This is a genomic window from Anaerosporobacter faecicola (assembly GCF_012070565.1).
GTDB lineage: Bacteria > Bacillota > Clostridia > Lachnospirales > Lachnospiraceae > Anaerosporobacter > Anaerosporobacter faecicola.
Genome location: NZ_JAAQRO010000022.1, coordinates 352,083 through 369,490 on the forward strand (window position 1 = coordinate 352,083; position 17,408 = coordinate 369,490).

Consider the following 17,408-nt stretch of genomic DNA (forward strand, 5'->3'; position numbering starts at 1 on the left):
CTCCTTTTATTTTATAATAAATAAGAAATCTTTGGGTGAACTTTCTTATCATTATCAATTTTTTTACTCTTTTACTGAACCCAACATTACACCAGATACAAAATATTTCTGTACAAACGGATAGATACACAGGATTGGAATAGTTACTAACATAACTGTTGCCCCTTGCACCGTTTTATTTGCCACTTCTGCCACATCATTTCCTGTAATATTACCTGACATGGCTTGCTTGGTTAATCCCATAACAACACTTCTAAGGTACAGGGTAACAGGATGTTTTTTACTATCACTCATATAGATCAATGCACTGAACCAGTCATTCCAGTAACCAACTGCATAGAATAAGGTCATTGTTGCAATAATGGGTTTAGACAATGGTAAGATGATTTTGGTCAGTAAACGGAAATCACCAATCCCATCAATCTTTGCCGCCTCAGATAGACTCTCTGGTATACTAGCAAAAAATGTACGCATAATTAACATGTTATATACACTTAAGCTTCCTGGTAGAATAACTGCCCAAATGGTATTCATAATGTGAAGATTTTTTACTAATAGGAAACTTGGGATCATACCACCACCAAAATACATGGTGAATACGAAAAACAACATGATATATTTTTTTCCTACAAGTCCTCTTCTTGATAAGGGGTATGCTGTCGCTATGGTAATTGTCAGGGAAAGTAATGTTCCTAATACGGTATATACAACCGTGTTCTTGTATCCAATATAGAATTCGGAGTCCTTCATAATCCTTGTATACGCTTCAAAATTAATTCCTTTTGGAAAGATTCCAATCTCTCCACGCAGTACAGAGGTGTTACTGCTTAAGGAAGTTGCCAAGGTATTCAAAAATGGATAAAGACATACGATACAGATTAATGCTAAAAAAATTCCATTGAATATGCGGAAGACCTTATATCCTCTACTATATTTCATAACCTTCTCCTCTCTACCACAGACTAGTTTCTGTAGTTTTCTTTGATATCTTATTAACTGCTGTTATGATGAACAAATTGATTACCCCTTGGAAAAGACCAACTGCTGTTGTGTAACTATATTGGCTATTCACAATACCCATACGATAGGTGTACGTTGAGATTACATCAGCAACATCCATAGTGTTGGACGTATATAGAAGCAATACTTTCTCAAATCCTACGCTAAGTACACTTCCTGTAGATAAGATAAGAGTAATAACGATGGTTGGCATGATGCCTGGTAATGTAACATGTAGGGTTTGTTTCCATCTTCCGGCCCCATCAATTGCTGCCGCTTCATAGAGCTGTGGATCAATACTCGTTAAAGCAGTTAAGTATAGGATTGAATTCCACCCCATGAACTGCCAGATATCTGAAATAATATAAACTGGTCGAAACCATGAGGATTCATTTAGAAAATAGATACTATCGAATCCAAGCCCTTGTAAAATTGAATTAATTGCTCCCGTTGATGGCGAAAGCAACGTTTGTAACATACTAACTACAACAACGGTTGATAGGAACTTAGGAAGATAGGTCAATGTCTGTACCACTCGTTTTCCTGCTTTGTTCTTTACTTCATTTAAAAGAAGTGCAAGAATAATTGGAATTGGGAATCCAAACAACAGATTCAACACACTTAATAGGAATGTGTTCTTGAATACTTGCCAAAAGTAGGAATCCTTTATAAATAGATTAAAGTATTTCCACCCCACCCACCTTTCTCCAAACATCGAACCACCAATCTTAAACTTTCGGAATGCTAATATGTTACCTGCCATTGGAACATACTTAAATACGATTAAATAAATGATTGGAATTAACAAGATCAGATATAGCACCCTATCTTGTTTGATTTTTTTCCATTTCATTTGCCACTTGGTATTCTTTTTTTGGTTAATTTTGCATAAATCTGTTGACAAACTATTTCCTCCTTCTCTACAATTTAGCTAAGAATTATTTTCATCGAGCAATCTTGTTATAGCAAAGTCTTTCATTTCCAACAAGTGGAGGAATTACATATGTGTTTCATTTTTCCACCGAAACAACTGTATCAGAATTCTACTTCGTAACAAATGTCTACCGGTAGAATTCTATTACATCAATTCGATAACGTTCGACTCATGCCATTTATAGAGTTTTGAAAATTGGAGGTATTCTCTTGAATAATCATACATCTACACAAAAAAACAGAAGGACACGAATCCCTCTGTATAAACGAAAAATCATTCTCTATATACTTTTACCTGTAGTAATAAGTGTGTTACTTTTTTCTACGCTAAATTTTTATCTACTGAATAGCGTTAAGAAACAACTCTTGGATCAATGTAAATTATCCCACAAGAATTTTGCAGGAAATTACGATCAGGAATTTTATGAACTAAGTCAAAATAGTATTCTTCTTATGGATAACCAAACGTTCCGAAGTACCTATTATAACCAGACCCCACTTGCTGCCTCAAAAAATTATCTTTTACTTAATATCGTCCGAACGCTCTCCTCTTTTGTGGCGACCAAATCCTATATTCTGCAGGCAGGTTATGTGAATACAGTTAATGATCGATACATCTCCTCCGCTTATACTGCATTTTTAGAAGATTTTTATGATAATCCTTTCTATGGCTCTGTAATCAATCAAGGGAATTACCTTGCAGATTATCAGCGTCGTGGAACCATGCTGCAGATACAGCCATTGGATATGAAGAATAGCCAGGTTGCCATTCCAATTTTACAATATCAGATTGGCCACTATTCCATTACCAATCCTTTGATCATCTATATAAGTAAGAATACATTTTCATCCTCCTTAAAGAATTATCAGATCACCCCTGGAACGCAACTCTTTGTCTATAGTAAAGAGACCGACCAGATTATCGCGTCAACGAATGTAAAACAAGAGGCACTGGTACAAGCGCAGATTACGCTAAACCCCGATCATAGGAAGATTACTCTTGATCATACCGAGTATTATATGTTCGCCACCTCCTCCACGTCGGGTTATTGTGACTCCTTACTGTATGTAACGTTAGTTCCTTACAAAGACATCTGGGATAAAATTACGAGTTCATGGATCTTGTCCATTGTCACATTACTATTTTGTTGTATATTAATGGTTCTTCTATGCTATCTGTTTTCCCTACGTCTCTACTCACCAATTAAAGGAATCCTACATAACCTTTCCTCACGAAGTGAATCGGATTCCCCAGCCACTGACATACGACGGGATGAATTCCAATATCTAGATGAACGGATACAGAATCTAATGTATTCCAACAAGTACCTAAAAGACACCATGACGACCGCTCTTCCTACCCTATATAGTCGTTACATCCTCAACATCCTGTATCAGGAAGACTATGACAATAAAAAGTTGGAACCTCTTTTAGCGGATTACTCCTTCCATTTTCCTTACACATATTTTACTTGTTGTATTCTGATTCCTAGATATAGTACTGCCTTTTACAATCATTTTACCAAAGCAGATCAAACCATTATTCGTCACCAATTAATTGATGTACTTCAACTGACACAAGACCCTTCTTGTGTAAAATATGTATTTCGTATGGAAGATGAGCAATTTTGTATCATCTCCAATTCCCCAGATCCCGATCAAACTAGCCTTCTTACCAAAGATTTCGAAGCATTCCAGGATCTGTTTTCTTTTGATGCTGACTATATCAAACTCTATCAGGCAGTTGGAAAGACTCACGAAACTCTACAGAATCTTCATTGTTCTTGGAAGGAGGCAAATACAGCGCTCGCACAGATTTCTACTTTTGGAGATACCTATCTCCACTTTTATGAAGAAACAGAAGATGGAAAAAGCTCCTATTGTATGTCCCCCATTGAAGATAACAAATTATCCAATTTTCTCTTCCAAGGGAATGGGGAAGATGCACTATCTCTCATTGGTTCTATATTAGAAAAGAATAAGGAACAACATGTATCAGAGATGGGATTCAAAGATCTCTATATTCATTTTTATGAAATAGGGGATAATCTATTGCGCCGAATTGGCTTAGATGGGCAGGAACTTATGACAGAGCACTATGTAAACTTATCGACGTACTTACATAGATTTTCCTCCTTGCAACGTTCCGACTATATCAAGGATTTCTACCTTGCTCTCTGTAACAAACAGGCAGAAACCAATCATTCTAACCATAGTTTAGAGGAGATTAAGAATTACGTAGACCAACATTACTGTGAAGATATCTATCTAGAATCCATAGCAACGGTATTCGGCACAACGCCAAAATATATGTCTCGCTTGTTAAAACAAGCACTGGGCATTCCATTCAAGCAATACATCACCACACGTAAGATTGACCATTCCAAAACCTTACTTACAGAAACGGATCTACGTATTGATATGATTGCAGCCACCATAGGTTTCAATAACCGTGTTTCATTTATTCGAACTTTCAAGCAAACGGTTGGTATGACGCCAAGCGAATATCGCAATCTTAACAAATAAAGAATTCACTTATCTCATGTAATGCGGGACATAGTTTGATGAGCAATAGTATGAAGTCGTTGGTACTTTGACTCTGTAGTTTAGAGCCTTACGTACCACTACGAACTTCAGATAGGGTGCGAGGGTGCCCGATATGAACTATGTCCTATATTACATGTGTATCAAACTTAAATCGTATCGATTGGGGGTGCTTATATTAAATGTGAACTTCTGACGCCCTAATTCATTGTAAACCTTAAACCAATTCCTTCATTTTGCCGTCTTCGGTATACGTAATCTTCATTTCTTTTTTATTCAGATCCACAATAAGATTGGCTTCATCCACTCCCATTCTTCTTGTAATACTGATGATGTGGTCTGGGCTTTCATTTAGTATAAACGCTCCGTCAAATGCTTTGTGGCTATTGCGGAATCGCATTAATTTTAGTAGCTGAGCAACCACAGGCCGTCTAACTTCCTCTCGCACTTCTTCTACAGAGTAATAATGACGGTTGATGTTTCTACCTACTTTGGTTTCTTCTAGCAGTTCTAGATCATTCTTTCCTGCCAACATACCTACATAGTATACTTGCGGAATTCCAGGTGCAAAGAACTGGATGGCACGAGAGCAAAGATAAGAAGCATCATCATCTCCCAGTGCAGAATAGTACGTACAATTAATCTGATAAATATCTAAGTTGTTGTATGCTGCTGTATTATAGATCTTCTTCACATTGGCACCGAACTTAAAGATATCTTCTTTTGTACGGTCAATTTCCTCATCAGGTAATAGATCTCGTACATCAACAACCCCAATTCCATCATGGGTATCTAATGTAGTAAATTGCTTTCTTGGACAGATGTTCAGCCAGTTTTTCAGATACGATCCATTTCCATAATATAAGGCATTAATCAGTAGCATTGGCAATGCGAAATCATAGACATAAAAATCTTTCGCTTCAATCTTCTTTTGCATCGTATAGTGTTCATGAATCTCTGGAAGAATCGCTACTCCATACTCTCTTAAGATATCCTCACATTCATCTAGTAAGTTCCACACTTCTGGTTCAATAAAGAAACAGCTTGTTCCCGCTTTCTTCGTTGCATAAGCAAATGCATCTAGACGAATAATGGCTGCACCATGTTCACAAAGATATTGCAGATTTTCACGAATGAATGTCTTTGCTGATTCATGTGGGCAGTTAATGTCAATCTGCTCTTCATCAAACGTACACCATACTTTCTCTGTTGTTCCATCTGCAAAGATAGCATCTACATAAGGAGCTCTTGGTTTTCTCTTATAAATTACATCTACTTCATCCTGTGTAGGTTCTCCATTTTCCCAAAAATCCTTATAACGGATGAATAAATCCTTATATTGGGAATCATCTTTTTTCGCTAAAAAGTCTTTATAGTATTCGCTCTTTGCAGAAATGTGATTGATCATATAGTCATACATCAAATAATAGTCATCTGCTAAGCTTGTTACATCGTCCCAATTTCCGAAAACTGGGTCAACTTCACGGTAAGTCATTGGAGCAAATCCTCGGTCTCCGCTGGATGGGAAGAAAGGAAGGAGATGAACACCTCCGATTGCGTCACCGATCTGTTCTTTTAAAATCAATTTTAAATCCTTTAGATTCTTTCCCATGGAATCTGCATAGGTGATTAACATAATCTTGTTTTCTATTTTTTTCATTGGAATCTCCATTCTAAAGCGTTTTAATCAGTTTTCAACAATCTTGTGCCGCTCTCCACAAACTTGCTGCTTGCATCTATTCATATAGTTCCAAAGCGATTTGAACCGCTGTATAATCTCCAAATTGCTCTTTCAAATGATATCCCGCATTCATTAGCGCTGCACCTGTATAGACTTCCTCAGTCCCTGCCACTCGATATCTCTTATTCCGTTCTAATCCCTGCAACTTAATATTGATAATTGGAGGATTATGCTCTGGTTTTGTTAAGACGAAATTAACAAGTACATTCTTACCATCCTCTGATACGAATTCCCAAGCCACAAATCGTTCTGAAGAATATGGATTGGTTAACCGATAGTAGGCACCATAATTGATTGTATTATAATACTTCTTGTACATGGCAACCTGTTCTTTGATTTCCTCTTTCTCTTCCTCCGTCATCTTATTCATATCCAGCTCATATCCAAATGTACCCGACATTGCTACCACACCTCTTGTATGAAGTGGTGTCACGCGCCCTGTTTGGTGATTCGGTATAGCGGAAACATGGGATCCCATTGATGAAATTGGATAACCGAAACTCGTACCATATTGTATGCGTAAACGATCGATGGGGTCAGTATTATCTGACGTCCAGATTTGAGGGGAATAATACAACATACCTGCATCAAATCGTCCACCGCCCCCGGAACAACCTTCGAATAATACATGTGGATTTTCTGTCGTTAAACGTTCCAACAAATCATATAATCCAAGGACATAACGATGATAAACTTCTCCTTGTCGGTTCGCAGGAAGGCTAATGGAATATACATTGGTCAAATGTCGGTTCATATCCCATTTGATATACTCAATATTCGCTTCCTTTAGGATTGCCGTTATTCTTTCATAGAGATATGTTCGAACCTCTTCTCTGCTCATATCTAAGACATACTGGAAGCGACTACGATTCCCTTCTCTGGTTGGCGTTTTCAGACACCAATCTGGATGAGTACGATATAAGTCACTATCCTCATTGACCATCTCCGGCTCAAACCAGATGCCAAATTTCATTCCATAGGAGTTGACTTCTTCTACCAATTTGCTTAACCCACCTTGTAACTTATTCGTGTTCACAAACCAGTCCCCAAGACCAGAATAATCATCATTTCGTACCCCAAACCAGCCATCATCCATAACCAACATCTCGATCCCCAGTTTACTGGCATCTTTAGCAATACTGGCTAACTTCTCTGCTGTAAAATCAAAATATGTTCCTTCCCAGTTGTTGATCAGCACTGGTCTTCGTGCCTTTTTGAATTTACCACGACAGATATGCTCCTGGATCAGTGTATGATAGTTTCTTGATAAAGCACCAAGCCCTTGCTCACTATAGACCATCATCACTTCAGGTGCAACAAATGCCTCTCCCGGTTCTAGCGTAAAACAAAAACCTGTATCATGAATTCCCATAACAAATCTAGTTTGATGAATCTGGTCGACTTCCACGGTTGCTTTGAAATTTCCACTATATACAAAAGAGAAGCCATAACACTCCCCATGCATCTCATTAGCATCCTGATCACATAAGATTACAAATGGGTTCTGCTGGTGACTTGAACATCCTCGAACACTTTCCACACTCATCTTTCCATGACGGATTGGTGTCCGTTCTACCTGTCTCTCTAACGTATGTTTTCCGTAAAACGTCATATAATCAAAATCACAACGATTCATAAAATCCAAACAGCAGGACATGACTTTTTCCAAAGTGATCGTTCCTATTCCTTTGTTACGGACCTGAACACTTCTTGTTATGGTATCCAGCTCTTCAAATACTGAATAAAGCAGATCAACTTCTACCTTTGTCACTTCATCCTGCAAGGTGATCACTAACGATTCCACTTCCTTCTCCGTTCCGTAAGAAGCAGGAAGTCCCTCTAATCTTCGTTTTCCCTGATAGATTTCATGACTCTTATATGTTAGCTGTACATCAAAACTTCCATCAGTATTCTGAAGCTGCAACCCACTTTCCCGATAGTCTCCCATACCAAACACGCTATATTCTTGTGGTAAAAAATCGAGGGAAAATGTCCGATCCTTATAGGCTTCCGCTGGATTACTAGAAAATCCCCTGTCATTATATTGTAATAAATATGTCAGTTCCTGCCCTTCAATTTTACTTCCATAATAAAGATGCAGAAGATATCCATATGCTCCCACTTGCATCTGATATGTCGAATTCTTCGTATGCATGGTAAATATTTTTGTTTGTTCATGATACAAGATTGCCATATAATCCTCCCTTATTGTTCTTCTTTAAATGATAATCAGTTCCTCTTCTTTTAACTGAAGTTTGCCTTATATAAGATAAACCCTCGCTTCATATGGGCTAAGTTCTCCCGGAATCCATCTAGTGTCATTCCAAAGTACAAGATTTTCCTTCATTTCTGTGAATCCTGGTATGACTACAGGTATACTTTCCTTACTAAAATTACACAATACATATAGTTCTTGATCTTGGTACTTTCTCTTATAGGCAAAGACTTGCGGATCCTTTGGTAATAAAGATTCATACGTTCCATAGATGACAATCAAATGCTCCTTGCGGAAACGAATTAATTTTCGGTAGTAATGTAGAACAGAATCCTTGTCCTTTCTTTGTATCTCCACATTAAACTGTGTATAATTTGGATTAGCTTCAATCCAAGGGGTTCCTTCTGTAAATCCTCCGTTTGCTTCTCCATTCCACTGCATCGGTGTTCTGGCATTATCACGGCTGGATTTTTGAATTCTCGCAAATGCTTCTTCTGGATTCATTCCAATCTGTTCTACAAAATCCTTGTATTGATTCAAGCATTCAATATCTCTATATTGAGATATGGAGGAGAATTCCACATTGGTCATACCGATTTCTTCCCCCTGATAAATATATGGTGTCCCTTGTAATAAATGTAAGCATGTTCCAAGCATCTTCGCTGACTTATCATGATATTCACCATCATTTCCCCAACGACTTACGATACGTGGTTGATCGTGATTGTTCCAATATAAGCTGTTCCAACCAATGCCATCTAAACCTGTCTGCCATTTGCTTAGAACATTCTTAAGATTCACTAGATCCAATGGATTCTTCGTCCATTTTCCATAAGGACCTTCATCAACACACATATGCTCAAACTGAAACACCATATTCAATTCATCTGCATCAAATCCCACATATTGCTTGGCTTGCTCTACCGTTACAGCTGGCGCTTCCCCTACTGTAATCACATCATACTTCGATAAAACCTCTTTGTTCATTTCCTGTAAATATTCATGTACATGTGGTCCATTCATAACGTAAGGAGTAAAATCACCATATTGTCCACCATGTTTTTCTCCATCTGGTAAACCAGGTACTTTTGATATCATATTAATGACATCCATACGGAATCCATCAACACCTTTATCAAGCCACCAACGCATCATGGAAAATACTTCTTCCCGTAATTTCTTGTTATCCCAGTTTAGATCCGGCTGTTTTGGCGAGAAGGTATGAAGATAGTACTCTCCTGTGGTTTCATCCTTTTTCCATGCCGAACCGCCGAAACTACCACCCCAGTTGTTTGGCTCTTTCCCATCTTTTCCTTCTCTCCATATATAGTAATCACGATACGGATTTTCCTTTGATTTGCGGCTTTCCATGAACCATGCATGTTCATCAGAGGAATGATTAACAACAAGATCCAGCATGATCTTCAAGCCATGTTCATGTGCTTGCCTTAACAGTTCATCAAAGTCCTCCATTGTTCCGAATTCATTCATAATTGCCTGATAGTCACTAATATCATACCCATTATCATCATTTGGCGATTGAAAGATAGGGCTTAGCCAAATTACATCAATTCCTAACCATTGCAAATATGGCAAACGTCTAATAATCCCCTGCAAATCTCCAATTCCATCTCCATTGCTATCCTGAAAACTTCTTGGATAAATTTGATATACAACACTTTCTTTCCACCAAGTCTTTTCTTTACTTTTCTGTCCCATACGTATGTCCTCTCTATTTACTGCTTTAAATTGCTTCCTTGTTTTTGCTTCTGTTTATTGCTACTTTTTACTCTTTTTCCTCTGCATTCCCTTCATACTCGGAGAGCAACCTTAGCCAACAACTATCCCAAAAGTTCCTGTACTTGCTCCATACTTGGTAATGCACTGATCGCTCCTCGTTTTCGAACCGTTAAACTACCAACCGCATTTCCTACTTTAATACAATGGGCAATTTCCTCCAATGTACATGCTGTATACGGCTTCTTGAACTCGGTCAATGTTTTCACAAAACCACCAGTAAAAGAATCCCCCGCTGCAGTGGTGTCCACTGGTTTTTCAACGGCAAACCCTTTGTGTATCACTTTTCCCTGATCGGTGTAGGCAACACATCCCTCTCCGCCTTTTGTAACCAATAGAATACCAATGTTGTACTGCTCTTTCATTGTAAGTGCTGCTTTATCGATCTCTTTGCAATCCATCAAAAAACATAATTCTTCATCGGAAACCTTTACAATATGACAATACTTCAATGCTTTTTTTACGCATTCTTTCATCTCTTTTGGATCTTTCCACAAATTAAAGCGAAGATTTGGATCGAATATGACTGGTACACCCTGTTTCTTCGCTTCATCTAAGCAGGTAAAACTCATATCTCGACTGGTTCCCTCCGCCATTAATACACTACTTAGGAAGAAATACTGTGTATCTGATAAGATGGAGAGATCATACATACTCGCATCCATCATCGTGTCCGCACCATACTGTCGATAGAAACTAAAGGAACGTTCTCCCGCTTCATCTAATCCAACAAATGCTAATGTTGTCTTATATTCTTTTGATAAATAGACCTGTGAACAGTCCACATGTTCCCGTTCCACAATCTTCTTCAATGCCTGTCCAAACATATCGTCCCCTACCTGGGATAAGAAAGCCACGTTTCCTCCAAGTTTTGAAACTGCACATGCCATATTGGCAGGTCCACCACCAGGATTTCGTTCAAAACATGGATTTCCATGGTCTGACGTTCCTGACGGTGTAAAATCTACAAGCAATTCTCCTAATGCTACCACATCGTACATAAGACATTCTCCTTTACGCACTATAATCAATTTGTCACTTAATATAATCTATATTCCTGTCCTAGCACTCTAAAAAGTACCCACTTTTTTTAATAAATGTGGGCTTTTGACAACCTAAGCAGTAATCTAAAAACAGCCTATCTCTTAACGAAATAGACTGTTTATCCTTCATTCTTACGTTGTTTCTCTCTTCACCAATGATACGGGTAGTTGAATTCGGGAAGGAACCATGGTGTCATCGACACATTTGATCAAGCACTCAATAGCTTCCTTTGCCATCTCTTTGATTGGCTGATGAATGGTTGTAATAGCCGGGCAAGCCAGGGAAGCGATGTTGACATCGTCAAATCCAACGATTCTTAAATCCTTTGGAACAAGGCGATTCATCTTACTTGCCACTTGTATTACTTGCGCCGCAATGAGATCACTGCTGGCGAATATTCCATCCACTTCCGGATTCTTGGTCAAAATCTGTTCGATCAACGCATGATATTCCATATAGAGATAATTATCTTCCTTGCACTCAACTTCCCAGTGAGAAATCTGTCGTTCTTCACAGACCTTAACAAATCCCTGGCACCGTGCATCTGCTGGCATGGCTTCATTCTCAATTCCTGATATATGAACCAGGTTCTTACAGCCGCATGCAATCAAATGCTCTGCTGCTAAGACACCTCCCAGATAATTATCACATTCCACACTTGTTGTCCCTACATCAACTGGTCTCTCTATACTCACTACTGGTATGTTCAAAGATATGAATTTTCCTATATCAACAGAACTTGAGCATAAGATGATTCCAGCTACACGATGAGATTGAAACATCTCCAAATAGTCTATTTCTTTTTCGAACTTTGCATGGGAATTGCAAAGCATAATTTTATAATCTCTTTTTGCAGCTTCTCTCTCCAAGCAACCAATCAATTTCGCAAAGTATGGGTGTTCAATATGAGGAACAATAATTCCAATGCTATTGCTTTTTTGTTTGGATAACGATCTTGCGATCTCATTGGGTTGATAATTCAATTCTTTCATCGCTGCATAAACTTTTTCTCTTGTTTCTTCACTGATATATCCGCGATTATTAAGTACACGAGATACCGTTGTCACTGTGACGCCGGATTTTGCAGCTACGTCCTTTAACGTTGCCATTTATTTCTCCTTTTCTAACTCATATATGTTTATATTACGTTCATGCGTTCCTTGCACAGATTGTAATTCTATTTTACCAGTAAGTGGTTGTTCTGGCAATTCATAAACGATATATATAGTAGCATTTTGAGCAGTAAGCTCTATGATCGTCTCATCGATCAATAAGGAGAAATCCTTTAGAGGAATCTCTTCGTGTAAGAACACCGTATCCTCTTTGTATTGTATCTGTTTTTTATCAAAATCCATATGAAGGCATTGGTCTCCAAGAAGTATATTAATCCTTCCCGATAATTCAGTGTCGCTTGACACTTCAATCTCGGTTACCCCTGTAACCGTTCCAATCTGGATCGTATTCTCACTGGTTAACTGTATCTTCTTCCTTTTTCTTCTCGCATCTCTATATTCCTGACAATATGGTTGTTGCAAATACCAAGCCCCCCTTATAGAAAGTAAACCAAGTTCCCTCGGGATTCCCATTGCACCCGTATATGGACGGTCCAGGAACTTTGCTCGCAACCATGGAATGGATATCATCCGATCTATTACTCCTGCTATGGTCTGTGCTGCATATGGTAAATGTGTCTGATATCCGCATCGTTTTCCCTGCTCCAGGGTAAAGGTAAATCCATCAAAATCACCTACATAATAGAATCCATCTGCACACCAGAATACCCATTTTTTCTCTCGCTCTCCTTCTACAGACAATGGGAAGAGATCAGGACATTCAAAGGCGTCTTCGAGAATGAGACGTTGTGAAATTGTAAATTCTGTAAGATTTGTACTTCGTAAAATTGCAAATTCATGATCCTTTAACCATAAGACCATGATATAGGCTTTGCTTTCCTCATGCCAGAATACTTTTGGATCACGATTTTCCTTCTCAATGGTCGGTACAACAAACGTTTTCTCCTTCTTTAAGGTTTTTCCATGATCTAGGCTGTAAGCCAGACGCTGTGTAAACAGTTTTTCTTTCGACCATGGTGTCGTTCCACCTGCTGCAGAGTAGTAAAAGAGTAAGGCAGCCTCTGGTAAGTTCAAAAGTTTCCGCTCATTACGGATTCCACTTCCCGAGAACATCATTCCCTCTTCGTCCGGCCACATTACCGTATCTAGCTGTGTCCAATGAAGTAGATCCTTACTAACCGCATGTCCCCAACTCATGTTGTCCCATTCCACATCAAACGGATTGTATTGAAAATACAAGTGATACACCCCATCTTGATAAACCAATCCATTGGGATCATTGATCCACCCTGTATTGGCAGTAAAATGAATTTCTGGCCGATTAACTTGTTGTGTTTCATAACGGCTCTCTTCCTGGCGAATTCCCTGGTAGAAACTTTCTTCCTCTATTCCATCGAAAAGAAGCGTTTTCCCTTGATAATCTCTTACTCCAATGGTTGCATAAAAATCACAAGAATCCTTGTTCGCAATAGGAACCATCACTTCCGTAATTTTTTCCTGGTCTGCCGCAATGGTTAGTAATTTCTTTTCGCCTTGCTTCTTCACTGGTATCCATAGATATGGTTTTCGTATCTCTATAGCAAATATCATTTTCTTACCCCCATTTGCTGTATGTTCTTATGATTTTACTGCACCTGAAACCACACCACTAATAATGTATTTTTGAAGGAATACGTACAAGATCAGGATTGGTGCCACGGTTAATACAAGCGCTGCCATGATTGTACCTAAATCAGCTGAATACGTTCCATAAAACTTATATGTGGATAATGGTAACGTTAATAATTTTTCTTTTGTTAATACAAGTGATGGTAAAAGGAAGTCATTCCAGAATGCAAGTACATTAAGGATTACCAATGTTGCTGTTGTCGGCTTTAACAAAGGAAAGATGATTTTAAAGAATGTTTTCGTTCTAGAACAACCATCGATATATGCCGCTTCTTCTAGTGCAATTGGAATATTACTCTTAATAAATCCGTGGAAGATAAATACGGACATACTAATAGCAAAACCAACGTGCATAAAGATTAAGGTCACTCTGCTATTCAGCATTCCTAGCTTCGCACCATAGATGGAAACTAATGGAATCATGATCGCCTGGAATGGAATAATCATAGAAGCGACCATCAATGAAAAGAAAATCTTTGAAAGCAGGTTATTCACTCTGACATAATAATACGCTGTCATTGCCGCCAAGATGATAACAATCACGGTAGCCGATAAGGTAACAAACATAGAATTGGTAAATGCTTTCGCAAAGTCCATCTTCTCATATGCTTTTACAAAGTTGTCAAAGTTCAGTCCCTGTTCACTAAGTAACTTCAACGGAGTTTTAATGATTTCTTTTTTCGTTTTCAGCGAGTTAATTACAATAAAGATAAATGGAAACATATAGAGTAGAAATACAAGTACAAGTAAGGTATAGATTCCGATGTTTTTAATTCTAGTCTTTGTTCCGCCGATATGATTCTTCGCCATTATGCCTCCACCTCTTTTCTCTTACCTAAATAGATCTGTACACCACTGATGATGGCAACCATAAGGAATAAGAATAATGCTTCCGCTTGCCCTACTCCATACTGTCTAGAGGTAAATGCTTTGTTATATACATGCATTGCTGCCATGATCGTTGATCCATAAGGTTCTCCTCCTGTTAAGGATAAGTTTAGATCGTATACCATGAAGCTTCTTGATAAAGTAAGGAAGGTACAGATTACAAAAGATGGCATCATAAGTGGAATGGTGATATTCTTTAATTTCTGTATTCCAGTGGCTCCATCAATGCTGGCCGCTTCTAATACATCAGAAGAGATTCCTGTAAAACCAGCAATATAGATAATCATCATATATCCAGAAGTCTGCCAAACGGTAACAATGACCATTGCCCAGAATGCTTTTGTTGGGTCAGCAAGGAAGGATTTTGATAAAAAACCAATCCCTGTTGTATTTCCGATATTAACAAGTACCCTTGAAAATACAAATTGCCAAATAAATCCCAGAATTACTCCGCCGATTAAGTTTGGTGTAAAAAATCCAGTACGGAAGAAACCTACCCCTTTTAACTTGCTAGTAAGTACATATGCCAAGAAAAATGCTACCACATTAACAAATAACACACTACATACAACATACTTCAACGTAAGTAATAAAGCCTTCCAGAATTCTGCATCTTTGAATACATTCACATAGTTATCGAAACCAACTAGATTCGACGCATTCGATATACCATTCCAATCAGTGAATGTCAAATATAGACCATATAGAAATGGGATAATTACCACTGCTACGAATACAAATATGCCTGGTAATGCGAATATCCCAAAAGTCTTGAGTCCCTCTTTCTTATCTTTAATCCTCATTGTTCTCTTCCTTCCCTATAAACAGAAAATGGGAGTGCATAAATCTCTTTAAGCCGCTCCCAGTTTTTTCTGTTAACTATATTTTCATGATACGAATCGTTCTTTTTATTCGCTTTGAGAAGTCCAGTAATCTTCAATTGATTTTTCTAACTCGTCTTTTGTACTTTCTCCAGCAAGATATTTTTGCATTGCTGCACCAAGAACTGACCAGTGATCACCAGGAACAATTGCTGCTGCTGTAAATACTTTATCCGTGCTCATCGCTTGTTTAATCGCTTGACCAAGTGGATCGCTTGGTTCAAATGCATTGTTTGCTGCAACTGGAATGATGCTACAATCTTCCACTAATCCCTTTTGCCCTTCTTCATCATATACAAGATAATTCAAGAAATCTTTTGCTGCCTGAATTTGTTCATCAGAAGCTTTTTCTTTATCAATCATAACTTGCTTTGATGCACAAGCTTGAATCTGGTTATTTGCAAAATCAGAAGTATCATTGCCTAATACATATGGAATGAATCCATATTCATTGCCTTCGCCGCCAGCTTCTAAGAGATTTGGCCAAGCCCAAGAACCATTGAACCAGAATGCTGCATCTCCTTCTGCAAGAAAGATTGGATCTTGTTCATATGTTGCTGCTAATGGCTCTGGATTATTTATATTATATTCTTTTAATAAATCAAATGTCTGTACAAATTGTTCAAAACGATCATAATCCGCTAACTTTAAATCTCCGGATTTTAACTGGGCGATTACCTCTTCCCAGCCATTTGCTCCATCTTTCGTTTCATATACATATTGTAATTGATGTGCACCTAATGACCAGTCTTCTTTTGAGATAACAATTGGATATTCCATACCAGCTGCTTTTAATTCTTCAAAGATTGCTTTTAAGGAATCATAAGAATTGATCGTACTTGGATCAAATTCTCTACCTAATGTCTCTTCAATTGCTGTCTTGTTGTAGATAATACCTCTACCTTCAATACAAAATGGGAAACTATATACCTTACCATTCACTTCTGTGGTAAGACCTTCTACTTCTTTTATCCAGTCTTCAGAAGATAAATCAACTGCTTTTTCCTCTGCTAATTCTTTGACATCAGTGGTATCAAGAATTGCTAAGGTTGGTGGATTTCCTGCACTATACATACTTGAAATCTTTTGGAAAGGGGATTCACCAGATGCGCAAGCCATTACTTCAACACTAACACCTGTTTTTGCTTCGTAACGTTTTGCAATTGTTTCAAGACCTTCTTGAATCTCTCCTTTTGAGTTTAATAAGGTAATTGCTACATTGCTCTTTCCAGTCGAGCTGTCACCAGAATCTTTTTTGCCGCATCCTGTTAAGGACGCCATAATCATGGAACCTACAAGTAATACTGAGATCATTTTTTTCATTTTTCTCATCCTTTTACCCTCCAAATATAAATCATTTTTTGAATCAACTTACTGGTTATAAGTATTTACCCTTTTACTATGCCCTATTCCCTTTTTCTGCTTCCGTTGTGCAAGTTGACTGTTTTTAGCTTCTGTTGTTTGCTATGTATGTATATTATCATATGTGTTATAATATGTCAATCGGTTGATATACAAATTATATAATTTTTTTATTAAACAAATGAATATGTTAGGACATTTTTATAAACAAAAATACCATTTATTGCGTCTTTTATTTAATTTTCCTTGTTTTTTGCTCTTGT

12 protein-coding genes are annotated in these 17,408 nt (G+C 37.9%); 1 reads left to right on the forward strand and 11 read right to left on the reverse strand.

Annotated features, from left to right (window positions below; translation table 11 throughout):
• Positions 1-63: 63 nt before the first annotated feature.
• Together HBB17_RS09665 and HBB17_RS09670 are read right to left on the reverse strand one after the other, a co-directional pair.
• Positions 64-939 carry a carbohydrate ABC transporter permease gene (locus HBB17_RS09665; RefSeq protein WP_167957266.1) on the reverse strand — a complete coding sequence of 292 codons (876 nt, stop codon included), beginning with the start codon at positions 937-939 and terminating at the stop codon, positions 64-66.
• Positions 940-952: 13 nt separating this feature from the next.
• Entirely contained in the window at positions 953-1,903 is a 951-nt protein-coding gene (locus tag HBB17_RS09670; protein WP_238483720.1) for an ABC transporter permease, read from the reverse strand.
• A gap of 239 nt (positions 1,904-2,142) precedes the next feature.
• Here HBB17_RS09670 and HBB17_RS09675 point away from each other — a divergent pair, with 239 nt between their 5' ends.
• Complete coding sequence (locus HBB17_RS09675; RefSeq protein ID WP_167957267.1) at positions 2,143-4,458, forward strand: helix-turn-helix transcriptional regulator; 2,316 nt, start codon at positions 2,143-2,145, stop codon at positions 4,456-4,458.
• A gap of 235 nt (positions 4,459-4,693) precedes the next feature.
• Here the strand turns inward: HBB17_RS09675 and gtfA are convergent, their stop codons facing one another.
• From gtfA to HBB17_RS09720, 9 genes are all read right to left on the reverse strand, one after another.
• Positions 4,694-6,136, reverse strand: coding sequence for a sucrose phosphorylase (gene gtfA, locus HBB17_RS09680; RefSeq protein ID WP_167957268.1), 1,443 nt, complete (start codon positions 6,134-6,136; stop codon positions 4,694-4,696).
• 76 nt (positions 6,137-6,212) lie between these two features.
• Positions 6,213-8,411, reverse strand: a complete 2,199-nt coding sequence (locus HBB17_RS09685) for an alpha-galactosidase (RefSeq protein ID WP_167957269.1) — start codon at positions 8,409-8,411, stop codon at positions 6,213-6,215.
• Positions 8,412-8,477: 66 nt separating this feature from the next.
• Positions 8,478-10,151 carry a glycoside hydrolase family 13 protein gene (locus HBB17_RS09690; protein WP_167957270.1) on the reverse strand — a complete coding sequence of 558 codons (1,674 nt, stop codon included), beginning with the start codon at positions 10,149-10,151 and terminating at the stop codon, positions 8,478-8,480.
• A 122-nt stretch (positions 10,152-10,273) separates the two neighbouring features.
• On the reverse strand, positions 10,274-11,230 hold the full coding sequence (locus tag HBB17_RS09695) for a carbohydrate kinase family protein (RefSeq protein WP_167957271.1): 957 nt from the start codon (positions 11,228-11,230) through the stop codon (positions 10,274-10,276).
• A 174-nt stretch (positions 11,231-11,404) separates the two neighbouring features.
• Positions 11,405-12,382, reverse strand: a complete 978-nt coding sequence (locus tag HBB17_RS09700; protein WP_167957272.1) for a LacI family DNA-binding transcriptional regulator — start codon at positions 12,380-12,382, stop codon at positions 11,405-11,407.
• The gene (locus HBB17_RS09705; RefSeq protein WP_167957273.1) at positions 12,383-13,936 is read right to left on the reverse strand and encodes a glycoside hydrolase family 32 protein; all 1,554 of its coding nucleotides are present in this window, start codon (positions 13,934-13,936) and stop codon (positions 12,383-12,385) included.
• A 27-nt stretch (positions 13,937-13,963) separates the two neighbouring features.
• Entirely contained in the window at positions 13,964-14,824 is an 861-nt protein-coding gene (locus HBB17_RS09710; RefSeq protein WP_167957274.1) for a carbohydrate ABC transporter permease, read from the reverse strand.
• Complete coding sequence (locus tag HBB17_RS09715) at positions 14,824-15,699, reverse strand: carbohydrate ABC transporter permease (RefSeq protein ID WP_408609342.1); 876 nt, start codon at positions 15,697-15,699, stop codon at positions 14,824-14,826. The genes HBB17_RS09710 and HBB17_RS09715 overlap by 1 nt, the downstream gene beginning before the upstream one ends.
• A gap of 111 nt (positions 15,700-15,810) precedes the next feature.
• Entirely contained in the window at positions 15,811-17,115 is a 1,305-nt protein-coding gene (locus tag HBB17_RS09720; protein ID WP_167957276.1) for a sugar ABC transporter substrate-binding protein, read from the reverse strand.
• Between the last annotated feature and the right edge of the window lie 293 nt (positions 17,116-17,408).